This is a genomic window from Bacillus sp. C1 (genome assembly GCF_054570475.1).
Window position 1 is genome coordinate 201165 of record NZ_JBTMZT010000005.1, and the last position, 24473, is coordinate 225637.

At 36.2% G+C, this 24473-nt stretch carries 18 protein-coding genes; 12 read left to right on the forward strand and 6 right to left on the reverse strand.

The window, feature by feature from the left end:
- Positions 1 to 981 (reverse strand): metal-dependent hydrolase, encoded by a 981-nt coding sequence (locus tag ACX5JI_RS17040; RefSeq protein WP_459502218.1) that lies wholly within the window; start codon positions 979 to 981, stop codon positions 1 to 3.
- Between the two features lie 149 nt (positions 982 to 1130).
- On the opposite strand from ACX5JI_RS17040, the gene mutY reads away from it, so the two are divergent.
- Together mutY and ACX5JI_RS17050 are read left to right on the forward strand one after the other, a co-directional pair.
- The gene (mutY, locus tag ACX5JI_RS17045; RefSeq protein ID WP_459502219.1) at positions 1131 to 2225 is read left to right on the forward strand and encodes an A/G-specific adenine glycosylase; all 1095 of its coding nucleotides are present in this window, start codon (positions 1131 to 1133) and stop codon (positions 2223 to 2225) included.
- A 115-nt stretch (positions 2226 to 2340) separates the two neighbouring features.
- Positions 2341 to 7662 (forward strand): lamin tail domain-containing protein, encoded by a 5322-nt coding sequence (locus ACX5JI_RS17050; RefSeq protein ID WP_459502220.1) that lies wholly within the window; start codon positions 2341 to 2343, stop codon positions 7660 to 7662.
- A gap of 12 nt (positions 7663 to 7674) precedes the next feature.
- Here the strand turns inward: ACX5JI_RS17050 and yfhS are convergent, their stop codons facing one another.
- Positions 7675 to 7899, reverse strand: a complete 225-nt coding sequence (yfhS, locus tag ACX5JI_RS17055; RefSeq protein ID WP_459502221.1) for a mother cell protein YfhS — start codon at positions 7897 to 7899, stop codon at positions 7675 to 7677.
- Between the two features lie 124 nt (positions 7900 to 8023).
- On the opposite strand from yfhS, the gene ACX5JI_RS17060 reads away from it, so the two are divergent.
- The 4 genes from ACX5JI_RS17060 (at position 8024) to ACX5JI_RS17075 (ending at position 11351) form a co-directional block, all read left to right on the forward strand.
- The gene (locus ACX5JI_RS17060; RefSeq protein WP_459502222.1) at positions 8024 to 8311 is read left to right on the forward strand and encodes a gamma-type small acid-soluble spore protein; all 288 of its coding nucleotides are present in this window, start codon (positions 8024 to 8026) and stop codon (positions 8309 to 8311) included.
- Between the two features lie 184 nt (positions 8312 to 8495).
- A complete protein-coding gene (locus ACX5JI_RS17065) occupies positions 8496 to 8750 on the forward strand; it encodes a YgaB family protein (protein ID WP_459502223.1) in 255 nt (84 codons plus the stop codon).
- A 257-nt stretch (positions 8751 to 9007) separates the two neighbouring features.
- On the forward strand, positions 9008 to 9538 hold the full coding sequence (ntdP, locus tag ACX5JI_RS17070; protein ID WP_026592530.1) for a nucleoside tri-diphosphate phosphatase: 531 nt from the start codon (positions 9008 to 9010) through the stop codon (positions 9536 to 9538).
- A 52-nt stretch (positions 9539 to 9590) separates the two neighbouring features.
- A complete protein-coding gene (locus tag ACX5JI_RS17075; RefSeq protein WP_459502224.1) occupies positions 9591 to 11351 on the forward strand; it encodes an ABC transporter ATP-binding protein in 1761 nt (586 codons plus the stop codon).
- A 371-nt stretch (positions 11352 to 11722) separates the two neighbouring features.
- On the opposite strand, the gene ACX5JI_RS17080 is transcribed toward ACX5JI_RS17075, so the two are convergent.
- The 3 genes from ACX5JI_RS17080 to hemL all read right to left on the reverse strand — a co-directional run bounded on the left by ACX5JI_RS17080 (position 11723) and on the right by hemL (position 19236).
- Positions 11723 to 12811 carry an aromatic acid exporter family protein gene (locus ACX5JI_RS17080; RefSeq protein ID WP_459502225.1) on the reverse strand — a complete coding sequence of 363 codons (1089 nt, stop codon included), beginning with the start codon at positions 12809 to 12811 and terminating at the stop codon, positions 11723 to 11725.
- Between the two features lie 488 nt (positions 12812 to 13299).
- Positions 13300 to 17736 (reverse strand): glutamate synthase-related protein, encoded by a 4437-nt coding sequence (locus ACX5JI_RS17085; protein WP_459502226.1) that lies wholly within the window; start codon positions 17734 to 17736, stop codon positions 13300 to 13302.
- A 204-nt stretch (positions 17737 to 17940) separates the two neighbouring features.
- Positions 17941 to 19236 (reverse strand): glutamate-1-semialdehyde-2,1-aminomutase, encoded by a 1296-nt coding sequence (hemL, locus tag ACX5JI_RS17090; RefSeq protein WP_459502227.1) that lies wholly within the window; start codon positions 19234 to 19236, stop codon positions 17941 to 17943.
- 127 nt (positions 19237 to 19363) lie between these two features.
- Between hemL and ACX5JI_RS17095 the strand changes: the two genes are divergently transcribed.
- From ACX5JI_RS17095 to perR, 6 genes are all read left to right on the forward strand, one after another.
- Entirely contained in the window at positions 19364 to 20377 is a 1014-nt protein-coding gene (locus tag ACX5JI_RS17095) for an ABC transporter ATP-binding protein (protein ID WP_459502228.1), read from the forward strand.
- Positions 20370 to 21161 (forward strand): ABC transporter permease, encoded by a 792-nt coding sequence (locus tag ACX5JI_RS17100; RefSeq protein ID WP_459502229.1) that lies wholly within the window; start codon positions 20370 to 20372, stop codon positions 21159 to 21161. The genes ACX5JI_RS17095 and ACX5JI_RS17100 overlap by 8 nt, the downstream gene beginning before the upstream one ends.
- Before the next feature lie 4 nt (positions 21162 to 21165).
- Positions 21166 to 21951 (forward strand): ABC transporter permease, encoded by a 786-nt coding sequence (locus ACX5JI_RS17105; protein ID WP_459502230.1) that lies wholly within the window; start codon positions 21166 to 21168, stop codon positions 21949 to 21951.
- A 66-nt stretch (positions 21952 to 22017) separates the two neighbouring features.
- Positions 22018 to 22422, forward strand: a complete 405-nt coding sequence (locus ACX5JI_RS17110) for a potassium channel family protein (RefSeq protein WP_459502231.1) — start codon at positions 22018 to 22020, stop codon at positions 22420 to 22422.
- A 45-nt stretch (positions 22423 to 22467) separates the two neighbouring features.
- Complete coding sequence (gene bcp, locus ACX5JI_RS17115; protein WP_459502232.1) at positions 22468 to 22923, forward strand: thioredoxin-dependent thiol peroxidase; 456 nt, start codon at positions 22468 to 22470, stop codon at positions 22921 to 22923.
- Positions 22924 to 23232: 309 nt separating this feature from the next.
- Positions 23233 to 23661, forward strand: coding sequence for a peroxide-responsive transcriptional repressor PerR (perR, locus tag ACX5JI_RS17120; RefSeq protein ID WP_459502233.1), 429 nt, complete (start codon positions 23233 to 23235; stop codon positions 23659 to 23661).
- Between the two features lie 61 nt (positions 23662 to 23722).
- Here the strand turns inward: perR and ACX5JI_RS17125 are convergent, their stop codons facing one another.
- On the reverse strand, positions 23723 to 24079 hold the full coding sequence (locus tag ACX5JI_RS17125; RefSeq protein WP_459502234.1) for a YgzB family protein: 357 nt from the start codon (positions 24077 to 24079) through the stop codon (positions 23723 to 23725).
- Positions 24080 to 24473 lie beyond the last annotated feature (394 nt).

Sequence of the window (24473 nt, forward strand, 5' to 3'; positions counted from 1 at the left end):
TTAATGCGGAATCAATTCCAGTTTTTTACGAAGTTTTTCTTCACTAAAAATCCATCCGGTATAGGAGCTAATAATATTTAAGTTTTGATCCAGTTGGACGATTGCAACGAAGGGATAGTAGTCTTTACTACGGTATCGTAAGTCGATAAAGCGTACTTCATAATAGTTGTCGTAATCAAAAATATCCCAGCGATATACAGGTGAAAAAGATAAAAAAGCAGAAATGTTTTCATCTTTTTGTGCAGCTTGCATAATGCTGTTATCTGGAAGGGGAATGCGATCAAATTTGTCATGCACCATAATATTGCCGCGGTGCCAATGTGCAACATAGTATTTGTCTTTTGTAGTAATTGCTAAATGGTAATGATAAAAGCGATAGGAAGGAGAAATGATGACATCCTCTACATTTTTAAAGTGTTTGTAAACGACACTTTTAACATTTTGTCTCATTACAATCCGGCCAATATAGTAGACAAACATTAAAATATATGCAGCTAAAGCGGTATATCCTTTATGTGAGCCGACGAGCATGCAAGCAATAGCAAGTACATGGATAAAGAAGATTATAGCATCGAATGTATTAATTACACCTAATGCAACCCACTTCTTTGTGAAAGGTCGCAATGCTTGTGTGCCGTAAGCGTTAAAAATATCAACAAATACATGAAGAAAGACGGCAATAAATGACCAAAGTAGTAGATGGGTATATGGAGCTTCTCTAAAGAACGCAAAGGAAATTCCGCTTATAAGGAAAGACCAAAAAATAACGGCAGGAATGGAATGAGTAACCCCGCGATGGTTTCGTATATATTTTGCATTATTACGTAATTTTAAGATGGTATCAATATCAGGAATATTGGAGCCGGCAATTGTTGCAAGCATAACAGCTTGTGGTCCGAAATCACTCTGGCTAATGGCTGGATCTAACATTGCTAAACCACCTAATGTGACGCCCATAACAAGATGAGTGGCTGTGTCCATAATAACACACCTCCGTTTTTTATTAATGTAACTCTTTTTATTCGATTTCTCAAGGCATTTGCCTTCTATTTCCTAGATTATCTTACTTAAATTTTTTCCTAAAATCTTTATAATAGTACGTATATGCAAAAAAATGAGGGGGATCAAGTTTGACACTTGAAATATTAGATGAATTTAACATAGAAAAGTTTCAGCACGATTTAATTAGTTGGTTTGAAAAGGAACAGCGTGATTTGCCATGGCGTAAAAATAAGGATCCATATCGCGTTTGGGTTTCTGAGATTATGCTGCAGCAAACAAGAGTAGAAGCTGTAAAACCATACTACGCAAATTTCATGGGAAAGTTCCCAACATTAGAAGCTTTAGCATCGGCAGATGATGAAGAAGTATTAAAAGCATGGGAAGGCCTTGGTTATTATTCTAGAGCGCGGAATTTACATGCAGCAGTGAAGGAAGTAAAAGAAGTATATGGCGGGAAAGTACCAAGTGATGTAAAGAAAATTGAAAAACTAAAAGGTGTTGGACCATATACAAAAGGTGCAATTTTAAGTATTGCATATGGTATACCAGAGCCAGCTGTAGATGGGAATGTCATGCGTGTTTTATCCCGCATATTGTCAATTTGGGATGATATTGCGAAACCTAAGACACGAAAAATATTTGAAGAGATTGTACGTGAAATTATTTCAAAGGAAAATCCGTCCTATTTTAATCAGGGCTTAATGGAGCTAGGTGCGCTCATTTGTATTCCGAAAAACCCAGCTTGTTTACTTTGTCCAGTTCGGGAACATTGCCGTGGATATGCAGAAGGTGTACAGAAAGAGTTGCCGGTCAAAAGCAAGGCGAAAGCCCCTAAAATGGTGCCGCTCGTTGCAGGTGTACTGCAAACGGAGGATGGCAGTTATGTAATTAACAAACGACCAAGCGCAGGCTTGCTTGCAAACATGTGGGAATTCCCAAATGTTGAAATAGACGGAGGTATTCGAAATCATAAACAGCAGCTGACTGATTATATGAAAGAAACTTTTTCCCTTTCTGTTTCAATGGATGAATACGCAATGAATGTCGAGCATACGTTCACACACCGTACGTGGGATGTATTTGTATTTTATGGAAAAGCGCTAGGTGCTGTACAAGAAACAGATATGTTAAAGGTTGTGTCTAAAGAAGAATTCGAAAAATTACCTTTTTCTAAATCGCATCGGACGATTTATGAAGAATGTGTTAAAAAGCTTCAGCCTTAATGGCTGAGGCTTTTTCGACATAAATATAACAATTCCTTACAAATATTTCATATTCCCTTAACAAACGATAAATATACTCAAAGATGCAAGAGCAAAATTTAAAGGGGGATAGGAAATGTTAAAAAAAGCAATTCGTTCAGCAATTGTAGCGACGTTTTTACTTCAATCGTTAGCTGTACCAGTACATGTTACTTTTGCTGAGGAGAAGGAACAAGATCAGCAAGTCTTCATCTCAGAAGTACATTATACAAATGATTTAAGTTATATCGAATTGTATAATCCATCAAAGAAAGTTATAGATATGAGAAATGTTCAACTGAGGATTAATGGAAAAGGGTTAAAAATGAAAAATGAAAAACAATCTGTTCAACCAAAGGAAACGCAGTTAATCTTATTTGGAAATAAAACAGTTAATGAGATTAATGAACGCTATAAGACGAAAATAAAAGAGGATAACGTCTTGTTTGCTACTGAAGATGTAAGTGAGGAACAAATTAAGATTGAAGTAATAGATGAGCACCATAACACGGTAGATGTTATTGAAGCGAAAAAAGAGAATAAAGATATATCAACTCATTCGTTTTTGAATGGAACAAAAAAAGAGTTGAAAAATGAAATACCATCGCCAGGAACTTATACTATATTCCAATTGCAGGGGAAAGAAACAACACCTACAGAATCCACACAAAAAGAGCGAGTTCAGCCAGACTCTAAACCACTAGAGCCCATACCACCAAAAATTGTGCAACCAGAACCTACACAACCAAACTCCAAAGAATCAATAGAAAAACAACCTACCCAAAAAGATAATAGTCAAAAAGAAAAGCAGTTACAAGAAACAGTACATGTACCTAAATTAAAAATTAATGCACAGGAAGATTTACCAATTGAAATTCAATTAGCTAGTATATACGATAAGGTAAAAGTAAGTCTTGTATATCGCAGTGCATCTAACTTATTAGCGAAAAAGTTAGAGATGAATAAAGCTGAAAATAATCTGTATTCTATCGTTGTTCCCAAGTTAGATATATGGTCTGATACATTTACATATTCGTTTGAGATTGAACAGGATGAGAAAACTATCACATTTCCAGAAAAGGAACAATTTAAGAGCACTATTGAACATCCAACTGAAGATTATCTGAAAAATAGGGCAGTTATGATTACAGAGCTCATGCCAGATACGGTAAATGTAAATGGAAAAGATGGATATGAATTTATAGAGATATACAATAATTCAATTGAAGCAATGCAATTGAAAGATTATAAGTTTATTTATAAATACTCAGAAACAGGAGGGGAAGATTGGAATTTCAAAGAAAACGCAACAATCCCAGCGAAAGGAACAAGAGTGTTTTGGATTAAAAACGAAGGAAATGCGGCGTTATCAAAACAAGATTTTATTCAAGCATATGATGGAAATGTCACTGAGGAACAAGTAATTCAAATTGAAGCAGATGGAATGTCTAATAGTGCTGGAAGAACCATTCAATTTGCTGATCAATACGGAACAGTTTTATCAGCCGCAACATATGAGAAAGAAGATGTAAAGATTGGCCAAAGTATTGCTTATGCATACAAACATGAAAGTACTGACATGCAAAAAGTAGGTTTGTTTGAAAAAGGAACACCGGGTGTACAAGCTCCCTTTCAAGTACCGCTCGAGCCAGTAAAACAACCGGATCCAGCTGAAGTTACAATTGAGCATACACCATCATCTACTCATACAGCGACAGAAGATCTAACGATTACTGCTGCGATTAAAGGCGGGGAAAGCGCAGTTGTGTTGTATACACAAGACGGAAAGCTAACGCACAAAAAATTGCAGATGACTAAAGAAGGAAATGGAAATGACTATAAGGTTACAATTCCTCAAAAAGAGCTATGGGGAAATTCGTTATTTTATAAAATTGTCGTGCAAGGTAATCAAAAAACAATTGAAAAATCTTTTGAAACAAAAGTAGAACATAAAAAAATAGATCCGCAAAGCTTACCGCCATTTTTAATTACCGAAGTAACACCGGACACGACGAATGTCGGAAAAGCAGATGGATATGAATTTATTGAGGTGTATAACAATAGTAAGCAGGATATTAATTTTAAAGATTATACAATTCGATATCGTTATCCATCTGAAGGACCAGAAGGAGATCTTATTTGGGGATCCACTCCAGATGATGTCGTCATTCCACCAGGGCAATCTCTCGTATTCTGGATTATAAACGGTGAAAATAATGATAAAACTGTAGCTGATTTTAATAAACAATTTGGTGTGAACTTAGTAGAGAATAAAAATATTGTTAGAATCTATTCTAATGGAATGGCAAACGGTAGCGCGCGTGGTGTTGTTGTTGCAACGAAGACGGGGAAAGAAATCGCAGCTGCTTACTACAACGATCAAGCTAACCAAGCTGATGTGAAAGCGAATAAGGGAATTTTATATCGCTATCCTCAAGATGGATCGCAAATTATGCAAAAGATTAGTAGTGCAGAGCATAATGCATCGCCAGGAACTATATTCGAAGGTCAAGTACCTGTTGAACGAGTTGGTTTAAAAGAAGATGCAATTGCACCAACGATTTCACACAAAACGGCAGAAGGGGGAATTTCTGAATTTCAAGATCATAAACTGAGTTTTTCTGTTCTTGATAACGAACAAGTGAAAAGTGTGAAATTATATTACAAAACGAATGATAGTGCAGAATATAAAGTTGAAAATTTAGTAGAAGATCGTGTAGATAAACAATACCATTATACGATTTACTCGCCTGAATTAATTGGAAAAGAAAAAATAACATATTACTTGGAAGCATCCGATGGTTTAAATGTAGTGAAAAGTGATATGTATTCAGTGCAAATAGATGGTGAGAAAGATAAAAGCCCTCTTCGGCTTAATGTAAAAGAGGATGAGGTAGTTGCAAATCAAGTCTTATTAAAAGGAACTTCATCGTCGGTTGGATCTGAACAACTTTCTCTTTTAGTGGATGGACAGAAAGTAGAGACAAATACATACCGCGCTTTAGAGAAGCCAGCTTACTTTGCATTTGATGTGAAGCAAACTGATTTGTATTTTAAAAATGCAGTTACGATTGGGAAGGATGTATTGCGTGTATTTGATGATACGTATAGTGATTATGTCACATTAACTGTAAAAATTGATCAATCGAAGATTAAATATAACGAACCGTTCAAAATTGATATCAGGTCTGGCACAAAAACATCTCCATTTGATGATCGGGTGGAAGAGAACAAAGATGATTTTTATTTAAAAAATGTCCGCCTTGTATTAGCAGATGGAACAACTTTATATGACCCGAACTTTGCAAATCCAAATCAGGAATTTTCGATTGGGGATGGAGAGACATCAATACCAGTATTTTCATTTGAATTCAAAGTTCCGGAAGAAAAATTTATTTCGAATGCGTACTTATGGGACACAAAGCAAGTGAAGGACGGAAAACATGGGATTACAGTGCAGGATGGTGTGAATAAAGAAGTTGTTGCGAATATAAAAGTTGATAATACACCGCCACAGGTTTCTACTACAGTACAAAATAAGAAGTATAAAGGGAAAATTCCAATTGATGTAACAGTTACGGATGATATAGCAGGAGTAAAGAGTAAAAAAGTAATTTTGGATGGGAAAGAGATTGAATCTCCATATGAAACGTCCTCTGCGCAATTAGCAGCAGGAAAGCATGAGCTACATATGGAGGCTGAGGATCAAGTGGGAAATCGTCAAGAAAAGACAGTTATGTTTGAAACATGGGCAGAAGATCCGATAGATCCTACTCCTATTTCTCCTAAAGATGGCGAGATGAATGTGAGCACGAATGCAACACTTGAAGCAAAAGTAACTGATCCAACAAATGATGCAATGAAGGCGACGTTTTATAAGGGATATGTGTATAAGCCGAATCAAACAGACCATATGAAAATTACTGAAAATATGATAGAGCAAGAACCACCACAAGGTTTTGATGTGAATGGCGAAAAAAGATTTGACCAAGAGCAGTTAAGTAAAATTAGTAAAAAAGATGGGGAATATTACACAACGGAATCAACAGAGAAATTTCCATATCATCGTTTTGATGTAACAGTTGCTGCTGATGTGAAAAGTGATGATACAGTAGAAGTAAAATGGTATGGACATTCTCTGGAAGGAAGAAAAGTAACGATGTACGCTTGGAATTATATTACAAATAAGTGGGCTGAACTTACATCGACAATCGCTGGGGAGAAGGACTTTGAATTGAAAGGTACTGTATTAGCGAAAGAATATGTAAAAGATCAAAAAGTAAGTGTGATTGTGCAAGATCAAATTCCGAGTTCACCAAATAAGTTTGATTATACGTTTGTATGGATGTCGGATACACAGTATTACTCTGAAAGTTATCCATATATTTATAAGAGTCAAGTTGACTGGATTGCAGCGCAGAAAGATCCATTAAATATTAAATATGTATTCCATACAGGAGATCTTGTTGATAAGTCATATCAAGAATTTCAGTGGCAACGCGCAGATGAATATATGAAAGTACTGGAGAATGCAAAAGTCCCATATGGTGTATTGGCTGGGAATCATGATGTAAATCATAAAGATGAAGACTATACAGCATACTCGAAATATTTCGGAGACTGGCGTTTTAAAGATAAGTCATTTTACGGTGAAAGTTATAAGGACAACCGTGGACATTACGATTTGATTTCAGCAAAGGGTAATGATTTTATTATGTTATATATGGGGTGGGGTGTTACCGATGAAGATATTCAATGGATGAAAGGTGTATTACAGAAATATCCCAATAGGAAAGCGGTCCTATCATTTCATGAATATTTACTTGTATCCGGTAATCGTAGTCCAATTGGCGATAAAATTTATAATGAAGTAGTTAAGCCAAATAAAAATGTGTTAGCTGTGTTGAGTGGGCATTACCATGATAGTGAGACTTTAGTTGATGAAATTGATGATAATGGGGATGGAGCCCCAGATCGGAAAGTATATCAAATGTTAGCAGACTATCAAGGTGGTCCAGAAGGTGGACAAGGTTATATGCGTCTTTTACAATTCGATACAACTGCGAACAAAATGTATGTAAAAACATACTCTCCATATTTAAATGAATATAATTTTTATAAACCAGAAGAACATCCTGGAAAAGATGAATTTGAATTAGATGTCGATTTAAAACCTGCGATAAAACAAGTTGCAACCGATTATGTAGAAGTAAATGTATATACGAATGAGGTAATTGGTAAAGATAATTTTGTAGCAAATTGGCGCAATGCGAAAGCAAAATTAGAGAATTTAAAGGAAAATACGACGTATCAATGGTATATCAAAGTTGAAGATCGATATGGTGGCCGAGTAACATCACCAGTTTGGACCTTTACAACAGGTAAAAAAGGTTGGAGATGGAACGTGTTCCCGAATTAGGGAACACGTTTTTTAGTCATAAGAAACTGTTGTACCGTGCGTCCAATCTGCTTCGCTTCTTTGAAGACCGCCTCGTGATTCAATTTCTTTTATAATTTCTTTGTAGATTGTTTGGCCTTCTACGTTTAAATAAGGCATGATTTGCTGTAAGGAATGATGGAAATAAGCTAATTCATCTTGTTTCCATTGTTCTTTTGAAATCATCGATAGTTCTGTCATATCGCGTCCAACGTACATGTTTACACCTCCATCACATTATAGTTTGAATGAGCTTAAGAATATATATGCGCTAATTAAAAAATAATTTTACGGATATCTTTTAGAAGGATTGGTTACATTATTGGTTGTGGAGGTGAGAAAAATGAATAAAAAACAACAAGGTTATAACAAAGCAACTTCTGGTGCTAGCATTCAAAGTACAAATGCTAGCTATGGTACAGAGTTTGCAACTGAGACAAATGTACAAGCGGTACAACAACAAAATGCACAATCAGCTGCACAAAAAGCGAAGGCTTCTAGTGCTGGCGTTCAAAGTGCAAATGCTAGCTATGGTACAGAATTTGCAACTGATACAGACGTGCAAGCAGTGAAACAACAAAATGCACAATCAGCTGCGAAAAAATCGCAATCTTCTAGCACGAATCAATAACAAAGGAAACACTTCTCTGGCTCAAGGAGAAGTGTTTTCTTTGTTATTGCTATTCATTTTGTTAAGAGAGCCGACATAACTTCTAATAAGTCAACAAATGTAGTCAAAGGAGAAGAAGATAGAGCATTAGAAAATAGTTAGTAGAGAAAATGATGAGAGTGGATTAGAAATAGGGGGGGAAATGATGAACTCATTTGACAAGCTGGTAGGAGAACAATTACAGACAATGGACGAGCTATTGAAATTACAAGCGCATTTAGAGAAGTATCAACAGATCGAAACAAATGAACAAGAAATATATGATAAAAAAGATTTACATTTTATTCGTCAAGAAATACAAAAAACGGAAGAGGCCTTGAAGCTTTTGCATGAAAAATTTGAGCGTCAAACAAATGAAGTAATTCACTCTTTTGAAGTTGAAAAAATAATTTCTAATTAAAGAAGTGATATGCTGATAGTTTAGTTGGAGAAGCCCTCTTTTTTCGTAAAGAAGGGCTTTTTGGTACATTGTGTTTTATCAATAAAGAGTAATTCAATTCCTGTTTATGAAAGTTGGATTACAGGAGTTTAGTTTTAAAATTTTGACAAAAAAGTTATAATAGAAAAAAGTGAATTTTGCCCAATACGTTTTTAGCAGGAATGATATTGATTGGGACAACTTTAGAAGAGTATTCATAGCGAAAGAAGGGAGCATGTATGGGATTTCCCAAAGAAGGAGAAAAAGTACAAATACATAGTTATAAACATAATGGCTCTATTCATAGAATGTGGGAAGAGACTACAATTTTAAAAGGAACGCAAAGCCTTGTAATTGGTGCAAATGATCGGACTGTAGTAACTGAATCAGATGGCCGGACTTGGATTACACGCGAACCGGCAATCTGTTATTTTCATTCAAATTATTGGTTTAATGTAATTGGTATGCTAAGAGAAGAGGGCGTATACTATTATTGTAATTTAAGTTCTCCATTTGCATATGATTCGGAAGCATTAAAGTATATTGATTATGATTTAGATATTAAAGTATATCCAGATATGACCTATACACTTTTAGATGAAGATGAGTATGAAAAACATAGTCAGATTATGAACTATCCTCCAGTCATTGATACAATTCTAAAGCGGAACGTAGAGTATTTAACGCAGTGGATTCATCAAAGAAAAGGACCTTTTGCACCAGATTTTGTAGACATGTGGTATGAACGGTATTTAATGTATAGAGATTAACAAACCTGCAGGGACTTTCCCGGCAGGTTTGTCCTATTAAGGGGGGAATTATATGCAGGGAATAAAAAGATATTTACAATTTGTAAAACCATACCGGTGGCTTATTACGATTACAATTAGTATTGGACTCATTAAGTTTGGTATTCCACTTATTATGCCGTGGTTATTAAAGTATATTATTGATGATGTTATTCAAGGTGGTGGATCACTAGGGGAAAAAACTTCTCAATTGATAACAGCAATTGGGATTGCCTTTTTTATTTTTGGTGTACTGAGACCACCTGTTGAATATTATCGTCAATACTTTGCGCAGCGTATCGGTAATATGGTGCTTTATGACTTACGAAAACATATTTTTGGGCATCTGCAAAAGTTAAGCTTACGCTACTATTCAAATACAAAAACAGGTGAAATCATTTCGCGTGTGATTCATGATGTGGAGCAAACAAAGGATTTTGTTATTACAGGACTTATGAATGTTTGGCTCGATACAGCGACAATTTTTATTGCAATTGTAGTGATGTTTTCTATGAATGTAAAATTAACGCTCGTTGCATTGTTAATTTTGCCGATTTATGCAGTTGCGGTGAAATATTTTTTCGGACGTCTTCGTAAATTGACGAAGGAGCGTTCACAAGCGTTAGCAACAATGCAAGGTTACTTACATGAGCGTATTCAAGGGATGCAAGTGACGCGTAGTTTTGCACTGGAAGAATATGAAATGGGGCAGTTTGACAAGAAAAACAATGAATTTTTGACAAAAGCATTAACACATACAAGTTGGACAGCACGAACATTCTCTGCAGTAAATACGTTAACGGATTTGGGACCATTACTTGTTATTGCCTTTGCGGCATATGAAGTGATGCAAGGTTCTTTAACACTTGGAACAATGGTTGCTTTTGTTGGCTATATGGATAGTTTATATAGCCCACTTCGCCGTCTTGTTAACTCTTCTACAACACTTACGCAATCATTTGCATCAATGGATCGAGTCTTTGAGCTTTTAGACGAAAAGTATGATATTGTAAATACTCCAAACGCACTTGAACAACAAAAACTTTCTGGTGAAATTGTATTTGATCAAGTTTCGTTTCGGTATAATACCGATGAAAAAGATATATTGCACCATCTTTCTTTCTCAATTCGTCCTGGAGAAAAAGTCGCTCTTGTTGGAGCGAGTGGAGGAGGAAAATCATCGCTAGCTAGTTTAATTCCACGATTTTACGATGTTTCTAGCGGTGCGATTTATGTAGATGGTGTGAATGTAAAAGAGTATAATGTAAGAAATTTACGTAGTCATATCGGTATCGTCTTGCAGGATAATTTGTTATTTAGTGATACGATTCAATCTAATATTTTATATGGAAAGCCGGAAGCAACGAAAGAGGAAGTCGTTGCAGCTGCAAAAGCCGCGCAAATTCACAATTTTATTATGAACTTGCCAAATGGCTACGATACAGTTGTTGGAGAAAGAGGCGTCAAGTTGTCTGGTGGACAAAGACAGCGTGTAGCGATTGCACGTGTCTTCTTGAAAAATCCTTCTTTGCTTATATTGGACGAAGCAACATCGGCTTTGGACTTAGAGAATGAAAGACATATTCAACAGGCTCTTCAAATATTAGCTGCAGATCGTACAACCATCATTATCGCTCATAGGTTAGCTACTATTACACATGTGGATACAATTATATATATTGAAGATGGTAAAATAAAAGAAAAGGGTTCCCATGAACAATTAATGAAAAAACAAGGATTTTATTATAACCTATATCAAATTCAAGACATAGAAGAAACAGCCCCTTTAGCGTAAGAGGTTGTTTCTTTAGGCTGTGAAGAAAGGAGAATGCTACAAAATTATAAAAAGAAACATGGTGATTTAACAAGGTTTATTTGCATAAAGTGGTGAATGAAATTTTACCCCGCATTAACGGGCAGTAAGATTCCCACCTCAAGATTCAGAGAAATGCAAGGAAGATAGGTGGGAGTCGGGCTGCCCGTAAATGCCCGATTGGTTCAACTAATAATCAGTGGGGATGAAGCCCCCACTGATTAAAGTTTCACTTTATCAGCGATTTTTCAAATATATCGATCGTTTCTCACGATATATCAGCGATTCGACAAAGGATATCGACTAACCAACAAAAAACGACAAAAAACAGGAGCCCCCTAGCTCCTGTTTCTTTATTCATCTTCTTTTTTCTCATCGATTTGTAGTTCGTTTTCTGGTTTGTGATACGTATAAAAACTATCTACAAGTAAATCGAGATGCTCAACTTCTTCACTGTAATTGATAATGGACGAAATAAGAGGGAAGAGATGTAACCATATTTTATATGATTCTTCATCATCCTTATTTTGATAATCCATAAATATGTCAATTAATTCCTGCTTGCCAGTTTCGACTTCATCAAGCATTTCAACAGACTGTTGTTTTTTCGCTTTACCAATAAATTTTAATAAAACTTGTTCATGATAGTATGTTAACGAATCTAATTCATTTTGAATGGATTCTTGAAATGATTCAGGCATATATCTCAATTCATTTTCCGTGCGATGCAATGCTTTTAATGTACTTAACGCCCGGCTGGTTGTAGCTAACATTTGTCTAAATAAGACGAGCTTACGAATTTTTGCGAATCGTACTTTTTTCGTATAGCTTCTTTCTTCTTTATAAAGTAAGTAGTAATGATTTAATTTAATCATTTTCTCTTTCATACGATCAATATCTGTTTTCAGTGTTGTAAAATCAGAAGCTTGCCTGCTATTCATACGAATCCATTTTATAATTTCTTCTGTATCATCAACGATACGATGATACAATTTTGTTTCGTATTTTGGTGGCATAAACATTAAGTTTACAAGTGAAGCTGCAATAATCCCAACCATAATCGTTGCGAATCGAAGTAGAGCGAAATCAAAGAAATTTTCTCCTTGATATTCCATAATTGCAATAACCGTTACTAAAGCAATGGATATTGTATTTTCTAAACGCAATTGTAGAGTAAGTGCAATAACTAATATACAAGTTAATCCAATGATAAAAGGATTGTGTCCAAAAGCAAATGCAAATCCGATAGCGAATATCGCACCAATTACGTTTGCTTGAATTTGTTCGAGTGCTGTCAAATACGAGCGGTATACAGAGGGTTGGACAGCAAAAATTGCTGAAATCCCTGCGAATACAGGGCTCGGTAGTTGAAGTAAAGTACAAGCAAATAAAGCTAATGTAATGGCAATACCCGTTTTTAAAATGCGAGCACCAAGTTTCATACCCTTTTTAATATCCTTTCTCTCTTGTCATAATGAATGTACAACATGATACTATACATTCATTAGAATATGTTAGCAAGTGATATTTTAGTAGATGTTCAAAAAGTCCGGTAAAGATAGCCTTCGCATATCTTCGTTACGTCGCCAGTCCGGTACTCATGTAGTATAAGCTACACTCCGTATCCTCCTGGCTGTCGTGCCTCGATCTGCTCGGCTCTCTTTATCCTCCTTTTTGAACTTGTATGTTAAGGATGTTCAAAAAATCCGGTAAAGATAGCCTGTTTTTTGAACCTATATATTTAGTGAAAAAACCTGCTGAAGTTCAGCAGGTTTCAAATTGTTACTATAGCTTACTATGTGATGTTCATTTCGTCAATTTTCAGTAAATAAAGTGCAAGTTTAATCAGCGGGGGGGCTTCATCCTCCACTGATTATTAGCTTTCACGAACCGGGTTGCCCACAAATAGCGGGATAAAAATTGGTTTGGATCATTCAGTTGAAATAGATGGGTCTGCTTGCTCTTTTTTGGGGATAACTTCATAAAAGTGAAGCTGAATATCCTCTAATAATGGTGTTAAGAGAGCAACTTCTTCATATTGTTCATGCTCATTTAATACGCGAATGTAGTCCAATAATAATTCTGTAATGTCTGATTTTCCATTTTTACTAAGTGGACGCAATGTTACAGTGGCTCCTTTTGCAATTCTTCTTCGCAGAGCCAATTCTGTTAAACCGAGTTCAGGTTGATGACGTAAGTAAACGACACCGCCAGTCATGCCTGCACAAATCCAGGGACCAGGATCACCAAGCACGAGAGCACGGCCATTTGTCATATATTCAAAAGCGAAGCCTTTAATATTTGCATGAATACCGAGATTTCCATGTTCTTTTTCTCGAAGGGGTTTTGTAAGCCTTCCGCCGATAATCATGTCTGCTCCAGATAAGCGAATGCCAGCGCGGGCATCAGCATTACCTTGCACATATAAAGTTCCTTTTTGTGCACCGTATCCAAATCCTTTGCCGGCAGAACCGTTATAATATGTTCCATCTTTTCCTTTGGCTTTTGTGATATAGATGCCGCCACCGAATGATGTTTTTCCGATGCCATCTTGTGCACCACCATTTACGTGAATAAATAAGTTTTCGCTATTGTAGGCACCTAGGCCGTTTCCAGGAACAGAACCATTTGTATATTTTAATGTAATTGGTGTAAGTGTATTGTTTTCATATAATTTACTGCGAACTCGGTAACATGACTCTAAGCCACCCATTACACGTTGATCTACTCCAACACCGACTAGTTCTTTTGATTGGAAAGAATCAATTGTTACAGAATCTCGTTGTTGTGCAGATTCTGTTATGGACAGAGACGAACTATCTAATGTTTGTAATAAATGTTGTAAATCTAATAATTCTGTGCCGCGTATTTGTTCTAGTAAATCAGAACATCCAACAATTTCTTGTAAGTTTGTATAACCTAGCCTACCAGTTAAACGTTTAAGCTCGGTTCCAAAAGTAGTAAATAGGTGCAATAAACCTGCTACAGCATGTTCAAATTGGCGCGGGATAAAACGGCGTAGTCCATGTTCTTTTGCTTGTGCTTCTGATTCAATTTGTGTTGCAATCCCAACATGGCATGTATCTAAGTGACAGCCTCGGCACGTTGTACAGCCAATGGCAATCATAGATAAAGTACCAAAGCCAATCCGATTTGCTCCAAGTAGCATAATTTTAAGGGCATCATTTACACTACGAATACCACCATCTGCCCAAATTTCTATATTATGTCTCATATTTGCCTCTAATAAAGCATTGTGAGCGGATTTTACTCCAATCTCAACTGGAAGACCGACATGCTGCAGGGCGTGAATACGTGCAGCCCCCGTACCGCCATCGAATCCGCTAATATTAATAAAATCAGCACCAGCCTTGGCGATTCCTACAGCGATTGTGCCGATGTTAGGGACAACTGGAACTTTGACGGCGACTTTGGCGAGGTGATTGGCTGTTTTTATTTCGGTAATCATTTGTGCTAAGTCTTCAATTGAGTAAATATCATGGTTATTAGATGGAGAAATCAAGTCTGAACCAATTGTTGCGTTACGCGCCTCTGCAATTTTAGAAGTGACTTTTGAACCTGGTAAATGTCCGCCTTCACCAGGTTTTGCTCCTTGCCCAATCTTGATTTCAATTAGATTAGATGAGTTTAACAGTTCGGCATTTACCCCAAAACGCCCTGATGCGATTTGTTGACCACGTGTATGTGGGTACTTACCAATCATATCTTTAATTTCTCCACCTTCACCGTTTAAACTGATCATATTGAGACGATCTGCTGCTTCTGCATAGGCACGGAATGCAATTTCATTTTGAGAGCCAAATGACATGGAACTAATAATAAATGGTAAGTCATGATTTTTGACGGCAATTGAAACGTGCTCAGTTGGCACTGGCTGCTCTTTTTCTTTTGTTTGGACAAGGTGCCGAATAGCGATTGGATTTTTATTTTCTACTTCCGCTAATTTTTCGCGATAATTATCGTAAGTATCCCCTTTTGCCACATCACCAATTGCTTTCCAAATGCGGGGGAATATATGGAATGTTTTTCGCATTCTAACCTTTGGATTGCTATAATCAAGTGCTCTGGCTTTTGCATCTTCTGCTAAAGATTCAAGTGAAAAGGCTACAGTGTGTGATCCTAAAAAGTTTGTAATTTGTAATATGTTTGCAATTTCTTCGTGTAAACCAATTGAAGAGAAGAGACGGCCATAACCGCGTAGTTCATGGATACCGATAGTTGAAATGACTTTTTCAAGCCCTTTGTTTAGTGCTGTATATAAATTAGAAATTGGTATCGTCGTCCCATCATTTACGGTTGCAAACATTAAATATGGATTAATAACATCTGCACCTAACCCATATAGTGTGACAATATCGTGTAAAGAACGAAGAGCGCCAGATCTTACAACGATGGAGCATTTTCGACGTAATTTGTGCGTAGTTAGTTCTTGGTGTACTTTAGCTGTAATCAAATGAGGATCAATCCATAAGTGTTCATTTTGATGAGCTTTTGCATCATCAAGTAATAATAGAGAAGTCCCTTTGTTTATAGCTGCTGTTGCTTCGGCACTAATTCGATTTAATGCATCGTGTAAAGTTTCTGAGGATTGAAAGGTAACAGATAATTTGTAAACTGTACTATGAGTTGCAAATAAATTTATAAGTTGTTCATATGAGAGTATTTCTGAATCTTCAGATACCAATTGTGCTAAATTACCTTCTAATATAATTGGCGACAAAAGTTCGGTAACGAAGGGTTGCTGCGCACTACTAAATAAGCTAGGACGTTCTCCGAGTACTGTGCGTGTAGAGAAATGTTCAACTTCTCTGTCTCGGTCAATTGCTGGATTTGTAACAACAGCAACGCTCTCTTTTATAAAATCAGAGATGTTTCGTCTGTCTGGATCAAGTGCAGCGAGAGGAGCGTCATGGCCAAGTGAACGAATCGGTTCAACGCCTTTTGTTGCCATTTGCTCAAGAAGCTGGATATGTTCACGATCCCAGCCGAAAGCTACATATTGCTCTGTTTCAACTTGAGAGAGATTAGATAATTCTTTAATCTTTTCTCCAATTGGAGTAGATAAGTTGAAATGATAATTTGAAAAATTAATGCGTTGCTTCATTCGTTTGTAGACTTCTTTTTGATATGCTTCATATTCATAGAGAACGAGGTCACCATGTCTATTCCACTTTAATCCTACTTTTTCTCCAGGAGCAAGCGACTTTGGTTCTGCTACGTATTCAGCTGGTGCTACAACACCTGGTTCAGAAGAGAAGACATAGGAACTTTCTGTTTCTACTTTCCAAACGGGCCTTAAACCAAGGGAATCTACACTAAAAACTGCTTCATCTTTATAGCGCGAAATAATGCCAGCTGGTCCTTGAGCGAAGTGGCCCCATGCTTCACGAATATACGTATATAAATCTTGTATATGTGTTTCGTATAATTTAATTTCGTTAATAATTGGAGGGAATAATATATCCATTGCTTCAAATAGACTATAGTTGTAGTGAACGAGAAGTGTTTCTAAGGTGCGGTTTAAATCTTGAGAATCACTGCCTCCAGCAGTAAGCGGTACATCAATCATTTCGGCTTGGTCACGTAACTTGGAAATTGTATTAATTTCACCATTATGTCCAAGGATGCTAAATGGTTGGACGCGAAAAAAATTAGATAATGTATTTGTAGAATAGCGATTATGGCCAAGGGTCATCGTTGATGCAATAAGTGGATGTTGTAAATCGTCATAGTAGGCAACGAGTGTATCGCCAGCACCGAGGACTTTATATACGACATGGTCGTGACTTAATGATGCAACATGAATTGCTGTATGTTCCTCGATATCAATTGTTAAAGAGAATAGTACTTGATCGATGTTTTCGACCTTTGTTTCCGAAAGCATAGCAATTTGCCAAAATAAAGGCTCTTCTTGTTTACCAATAGGGCCGAGAGCATCAGCGTTTACCACATCATCACTTTCAAAAATAACAGTGAAATGTTGGGTGTTGAATTTATTACGAATACTGTTTTTTAAGAGAATAAGATTTTCTTTTTTGTTTAGAAAAAAATGTCCAACGATAAAGTGGGGATGATCCACAATCGCTGGATTGTATCCGATATTTTTCATTTTTTCTTTCCAAAGGGCTTTCGGTAAGTCAATATGAACACCAATACCATCGCCTTCACCGTTAATAAAACCGGCGCGGTGGTTCATTTTTACAAGTGATTGTATACAAAGGTCGATGTTTTCTTTTGTTGGTATATTATGTTTTTCCATAACGGAAACGATTCCACACGCATCGTGTTCTGCGTTTTCGTAATTTCGAAATAAAGACGGTGTCCATTTATTTGTATTGTTAGGCACTCGTCAATCCCCCCTCTATTGTAAAGTTTTGAATAATCTGATTTATATTCATGCGCTTCTTTATAGGAAACAGGCAATGAATATAAATGTGTAAATAAAACAGATAATTATGAATAATTATACTATTGATGTGCGATTTATGAAATAGAAAAAAGAAAAAAATAGAGATCGCTCTCTATTTTTTTCTTTTGAACCTGTATTTTCTTATGCATTTGTTAAGACGGCAAATGCCTTACCGACAGCTTCGATTGTATATTGGATATCTTCTTTTGTATGTTCTGTTGTTAAGAACCACGCTTCATATTTAGAAGGAGCTAAGTTAATTCCTTCATTAAGCATAAGTTTGAAGAATTTACCGAACATTTCTCCATCTGTATTTTGAGCAGCGTCATAATCTTCAATTGTATCTGTTGTGAAGTATACGGTTAACGCACCTTTTAGGCGATTTATTGTAATATCGATATTATGTTTTGTAGCTTGTTCTAAAATACCTTTTTCAAGCATTGCTCCAAGTTCATCTAGTTTTTCGTAGACGCCTTCTTGTTTTAGTACCTCTAGGCATGCGATACCAGCTGCCATAGAAGCTGGATTTCCAGCCATTGTACCCGCTTGGTAAGCAGGGCCTAGTGGTGCGACTTGTTCCATAATTTCTTTCTTACCACCATATGCACCAATTGGGAGACCGCCGCCAATTACTTTACCGAGTGCTGTTAAATCCGGTGTTACACCAAGTAAATCTTGAGCACCTCCGTACATAAAGCGGAATGCTGTGATTACTTCATCATAAATAACAAGTGCGCCAGCTTCGTGAACAAGCTCATTTACTTTTTCTAAGAAGCCAGGTTTAGGTTCAACAATTCCGAAGTTCCCAACGATTGGTTCTACAAGAATAGCAGCTACTTCATGTCCCCATTTATCGAGTGCCTCTTTTAATGTTTCTACATTATTAAATGGAACAGTAATAACTTCTTCTGCAATACTTTTTGGTACACCGGCAGAATCAGGAGTACCAAGAGTAGAAGGGCCGGACCCAGCTGCTACAAGAACTAAGTCTGAATGACCGTGGTAGCAACCAGCAAACTTCATAATTTTTGTGCGACCTGTATAGGCACGAGCAACGCGAATTGTTGTCATAACAGATTCCGTACCGGAGTTTACGAAACGAACTTTATCTAAAGCAGGCATTGCTTCTTTTAACATTTTTGCAAATTTTACTTCTAGAGCTGTCGGTGTTCCATATAACACTCCATTTTCAGCTGCTATTTTAATTGCTTCTGTTACGTGAGGATGAGCGTGCCCTGTTATGATTGGACCGTATGCTGCTAAATAATCGATATATTTGTTACCATCTACATCCCAAAAATAAGCACCTTTTCCGCGTTCCATTGCAACAGGTGATCCACCGCCAACTGCTTTAAAAGAACGAGAAGGGCTGTTAACACCACCAACGATATGTTCTAATGCTTCTTTATGTAATGCTTCTGATTTTGTGAAATTCACTACAATTCATCTCCTTACAAAAATCTATGTATTATTTTAACATGTTTTTCAAAAAGACGTATTGTTTGTGATAGGAATGGCAGTTGGGTAAACTATTCGTTGTGGTATCGAGGAAGGGAGGCCGATTATGAAATCGGTAATTGAAGTACAAGGATTACGTAAAGAATTTACAGCGTACTCAAGCCGCTCTGGTTTAAAAGGGGCGTTTCGCGATTTATTAAATCGCAATTATAAAATAGTACCAGCAGTAAATGATATATCTTTTACTGTAAAACAAGGCGAAATGGTTGGTTATATTGGTGAAAATGGTGCTGGGAAATCAACAACCATTAAAATGCTAACTGGAATTTTAACACCAACGTCTGGACAAATTACAGTGAATGGTATGAATCCACATAAAGAGCGAGAAGAATTTGTAAGAACGATTGGTGTCGTCTTTGGTCAGCGTTCGCAGCTTTGGTGGGATATTGCAGTACAAGAATCATTTCGTTTATTAAAGAAGGTTTATGGTGTATCGGATAGGCAGTATAAGGAACATATGGAGCATGTCATTGAAACATTAGATATTGGACCGTTGCTAGATAAACCAGTGCGTAAATTATCACTTGGTCAGCGTATGCGTTGTGAATTAGCAGCAGCGTTAATTCATAACCCGCCGCTCTTATTTTTAGATGAGCCAACGATTGGTTTAGACGTTCTCGTAAAATTAAAAATCCGGGAATTTTTAAAGGAAATGAATGAACGGTATAAAACGACAATTTTATTAACGACGCATGATATTACGGATATTGAAGCTTTATGTGAACGTGTCATTATGCTGGATGAAGGAAACATTATGTATGACGGATCATTAGAAAAACTTCGTTCACAGTGGGGGGCAGAAAAAGAAATACATTTTCAATTTACTGCACCAGTTTCATATCAACAATTATCAATGTTAATGCCAGACAATCATGTCGTTTGGTCACAAGGGAAAGAAGAATATACTTGGATTGCGAAAATACCGAATGAAGAAGTTATGATTTCTATGCTTATTTCCAAAGTGATTCAAGTGTATCAAATTAAAGATTTAAAAATTAATGAAGTGTCGACAGAAGAAATTATTCGTAATATTTACGAAGAGGGTATGATTCATGGGTAAGTATATTGAAATGATTCGTGTTCGCTTTTTAATGATGCTTGCTTATCGAACGAATTACTATAGCGGCATTTTAATTTATACGATTAACATCGGAGCGTATTACTTTTTATGGCAGGCCATCTATAGTGGGAAAGAGAATATCGAAAGTTTATCAATTTCCCAAATGACAACCTATATTGCTATCGCATGGATGGCCCGTGCTTTTTATTTTAATAATATTGACAGAGAAATCGCGATGGAAATTCAGGAAGGCCGTGTAGCTGTTGAATTAATTCGTCCATATAATTATTTAGGAATGAAAGTAATGCAAGGTCTTGGAGAGGGGATTTTCCGTTTTGCATTCTTTTCTATCCCAGGCATGGTTATCGTTACGCTGTTATTCTCATTACAAATTACAACGAATTTTCAAACGTGGTTATGGTTTTTCCTATCATTAATATTTAGTTTTATTATTAATACACAGATTAACTTACTGACAGGCATGCTTACTTTTTTCTTATTTAATAATAGTGGAATCATGTATGCCAAACGTGTTGTTATTGATTTGTTTTCAGGTTTATTACTACCTATTAGCTTTTATCCTTTATGGGCACAAAAAGCAATGGTATTTTTACCATTTCAAGCAATCAGTTATATTCCGAGTATGATTTTCTCTGAGGGAATACAGGGAAGTAAGTTGTACCAGGCTGTATTATTTCAAATGATTTGGGCAGTTATACTTATTGTTCCAATTGTGCTGATGTGGAAAACGGCGAGAAAACGCCTAATTGTACAAGGGGGATGATGAGATGCTGTATATAAAGTTGTTTTTGCAATACGCAAGTCAATATATAAAAACGAAACTCGAGTATCGTGGTGATTTTATCGTTGGATTATTATCTGATTTACTATTACAAGCTGTTAATTTAATTTTTATTCTTGTTGTTTTTGGACATACGCAAGCATTAAAAGGATGGAACCGAGAAGAAGTGATTTTCATTTATGGTTTTTTCTTAGTTCCGTTTGCGATTTTTTCTGCTTTCTTTAATATATGGGATTTTAATGATAGGTATATTATTAAGGGGGAAATGGATCGCGTTTTAACAAGACCAATTCATAGCTTGTTTCAAATTATATTAGAACGAATGGAACTGGAGTCCTTAATTGGTGCAGTGACTGGAATAATTGTTATGGGGTATGCAGCAGTACAACTGCACTTATCCTTTTATTGGTATGATTTGTTTCTTTTCTTATTCATGGTAGCAGGAGGAGCTCTTGTCTATGGTGGAATATTTGTGACGCTTGCAAGTATCGGCTTTTGGTCAGATGCAAAAAGCTCTATTATGCCGCTTATGTATAACATCGGGAATTACGGACGATATCCTGTAAATATTTATAACCGTGTCATTCGTTTTATTCTAACCTTTGTATTACCATTTGCGTTTGTTGGTGTATATCCGGCAGCGTATTTTCTGAGAAAGACAGAATGGAACGGTTATGCATTTATGACGCCGATTGTTGGGGTAATTTGTTTTACAATTGCAATTATGTTGTGGAATCAAGGTGTGAAAAGATACCACGGTGCCGGCAACTAAATAGAGCTTGGTTTCTATGGGATAAATCATTTCGTGTCCTCATACATATAAGATGAGGTGGAGGACATGTTGTGGGGACTTATTTTATTAATTGCAGCGGTTGCTGTGTTAAGAAGTATTCAAATGTTATGGAGTTCATATTCAGATTCGAAGCGTTTCTTTTCTTTGTATAATCTAACTTCACTATTTCTAATTTATACAACAGTACTTATCGCATTTGGATTAAGTTACGTTGTATTAGAGGAAAGTGGATTTGCCGTTTTAAGAGAAGAGGGAGAAAGTTTAAATGTCCATTCTTTACAACTAGTAGAAGTATGTTTATATTTTAGTGCGGTTACTTTATTATCAGTTGGATATGGTGATGTAACTCCTATTGGAATGGGCCGCTTAATTGCAATTATTGAAGCACTGATTGGATATACTTTACCGTTTGCGTTCGTAGTTCGGACCGTGATAGACAATGAAAAATAAGATAACATTTGTTATAGTGGAAGAAAAAGATAAGGAGTGATAAAGATGGTCGCAGTAGGAGAAATAGCACCGGATTTCGCACTAGAAGGAAGTAACGGGGAGCAGATTAAATTATCGGATTTTCACGGGAAAAATGTAGTACTATATTTTTATCCGAAAGATATGACACCAGGGTGTACAACAGAAGCATGTGATTTCCGTGATGCATACGGATTATTCCAAGAAAAAGATACGGTCATACTTGGCGTAAGTCCAGATTCAGCGAATAGACATTTGAAATTTATTGAAAAGCATGATTTGCCATTCACCCTTTTAGTGGATGAAGATCATAAAGTGACGGAACTATATGGTGTATGGAAGTTGAAAAAGAATTTTGGAAAAGAGTATATGGGGATTGAAAGATCTACGTTTCTTATTAATAAAGATGGAGAATTAGTAAAAGAATGGCGAAAAGTAAATGTGAAAGGGCATATTGAAGATATCCTTTCACATTTGAAATAAGGTTCTGCAGAAGAAAGAAATAAAATTAGTACTATGAGGCATATGTCTATACCCTTTTGCTGATGCTTCATATATTAAAAAGGTAGGGCATACCTCCTCAGATGATAGTATTCCAAGTGCGATTATTTCGCACTTTTTTTATGAAAATGTATAAAGATAGGACAAACATACATAAGAATAAGGTTAAAGGTTAGGTGAAAAATAAACCACATAGTTATAGTAGAAATATTTGACGATTGATAAGAAAAGGAGTACACTCTTTATAAGAATTATAAAATAATAATCCGTATAGAATCGGGGTGCATGACGGTGGTCAAAGAAGAATTAAAAGAAGCGCTAGAAATGCTGAAAAATACGGGTGTACGCATTACTCCACAGCGTCATGCTATTTTAGAGTACCTTGTGGAATCTATGACGCACCCAACAGCGGATGAAATTTATAAAGCGTTAGAAGGTAAGTTTCCGAATATGAGTGTTGCAACGGTCTATAATAACTTACGTGTATTTAAAGAAGTAGGGCTTGTAAAGGAACTAACTTATGGAGATGCTTCAAGTAGATTTGATTATGTTACAAGTCAGCATTACCACGTGATCTGTGAAAAGTGTGGCAAAATTGTTGATTTCCCTTATGGAGGTTTGGAAGAACTTGAATATGAAGCTGCAAAAACAACAGGCTTCGTTATTAATAGTCATCGTCTAGAGATTTATGGCGTCTGTCCAGAGTGTCATAAGGCGTAATATATAAGAAAGAAAGAGGTCAACACCGATGTTGACCTCTTTCTTTCTTATATAATCAGGTTTATGCTTTATAGTTTTTTTTATTATACTTCTCGTCAAATTCTTTTCCTTCTAGCGTACGATCAAGCGTTAAGGGTTGATTGCAGTGCATACATGCGTCTACTCGTCCGAGCATCTTTGTCGGTTTATTACAACTTGGGCACATGATTTGCACGGTTTTTGTAGATAACATACCAATCCAAAAGTAAACGACGGTGCTAGCGATAACTGCTAAAAAGCCAACCATCATAAAAATGGTCATCATAATAATATTTTCGCGGAAAAATACACCTAAGTATGCAATAAAAAGACCGATAAAGACTAAACTTAATGCGAAGGTTCGAATTTTATTGATTTTGTTCGAATATTTAATTCCCATTCCCATCACGCTCCTATAGCAACAATATAACACACAATTTAGAATTTTTGGTTTAAAAGAAAGGAGTGTGATGGAAAATGTGTAATGGGAAAAGAAATAAACGGGATGTGAAATTTTTTATAAAAAGTATTGACCATATATAATCTGCATGATATATTAATAACCGTCGCTGATGCGAGACAGCAGAAAGCGAAAAATAAATTAAAAAACTTAGTTGACATCGAAAAATGAAGATGTTAACATAAGGGAGTCGCAAATGAGCGGCAAATGAGTTCTTTGAAAACTGAACGAAACAAACAACGTGAAACGTCAATTTTTATTTTAGATGCTAGACAAACTAACTTTATTGGAGAGTTTGATCCTGGCTCAGGATGAACGCTGGCGGCGTGCCTAA

Coding starts and splice junctions, on each gene's coding strand:
- ACX5JI_RS17125 (WP_459502234.1), bottom strand. CDS start 24,079: ATGGGAATTAAATATTCGAACAAAATCAATAAAATTCGAACCTTCGCA.
- ntdP (WP_026592530.1), top strand. CDS start 9,008: ATGGGATTTCCCAAAGAAGGAGAAAAAGTACAAATACATAGTTATAAA.
- ACX5JI_RS17040 (WP_459502218.1), bottom strand. CDS start 981: ATGGACACAGCCACTCATCTTGTTATGGGCGTCACATTAGGTGGTTTA.
- ACX5JI_RS17100 (WP_459502229.1), top strand. CDS start 20,370: ATGGGTAAGTATATTGAAATGATTCGTGTTCGCTTTTTAATGATGCTT.
- ACX5JI_RS17065 (WP_459502223.1), top strand. CDS start 8,496: ATGAACTCATTTGACAAGCTGGTAGGAGAACAATTACAGACAATGGAC.
- ACX5JI_RS17080 (WP_459502225.1), bottom strand. CDS start 12,811: ATGAAACTTGGTGCTCGCATTTTAAAAACGGGTATTGCCATTACATTA.
- ACX5JI_RS17105 (WP_459502230.1), top strand. CDS start 21,166: ATGCTGTATATAAAGTTGTTTTTGCAATACGCAAGTCAATATATAAAA.
- ACX5JI_RS17050 (WP_459502220.1), top strand. CDS start 2,341: ATGTTAAAAAAAGCAATTCGTTCAGCAATTGTAGCGACGTTTTTACTT.
- ACX5JI_RS17075 (WP_459502224.1), top strand. CDS start 9,591: ATGCAGGGAATAAAAAGATATTTACAATTTGTAAAACCATACCGGTGG.
- ACX5JI_RS17060 (WP_459502222.1), top strand. CDS start 8,024: ATGAATAAAAAACAACAAGGTTATAACAAAGCAACTTCTGGTGCTAGC.
- yfhS (WP_459502221.1), bottom strand. CDS start 7,899: ATGTACGTTGGACGCGATATGACAGAACTATCGATGATTTCAAAAGAA.
- ACX5JI_RS17110 (WP_459502231.1), top strand. CDS start 22,018: ATGTTGTGGGGACTTATTTTATTAATTGCAGCGGTTGCTGTGTTAAGA.
- ACX5JI_RS17095 (WP_459502228.1), top strand. CDS start 19,364: ATGAAATCGGTAATTGAAGTACAAGGATTACGTAAAGAATTTACAGCG.
- bcp (WP_459502232.1), top strand. CDS start 22,468: ATGGTCGCAGTAGGAGAAATAGCACCGGATTTCGCACTAGAAGGAAGT.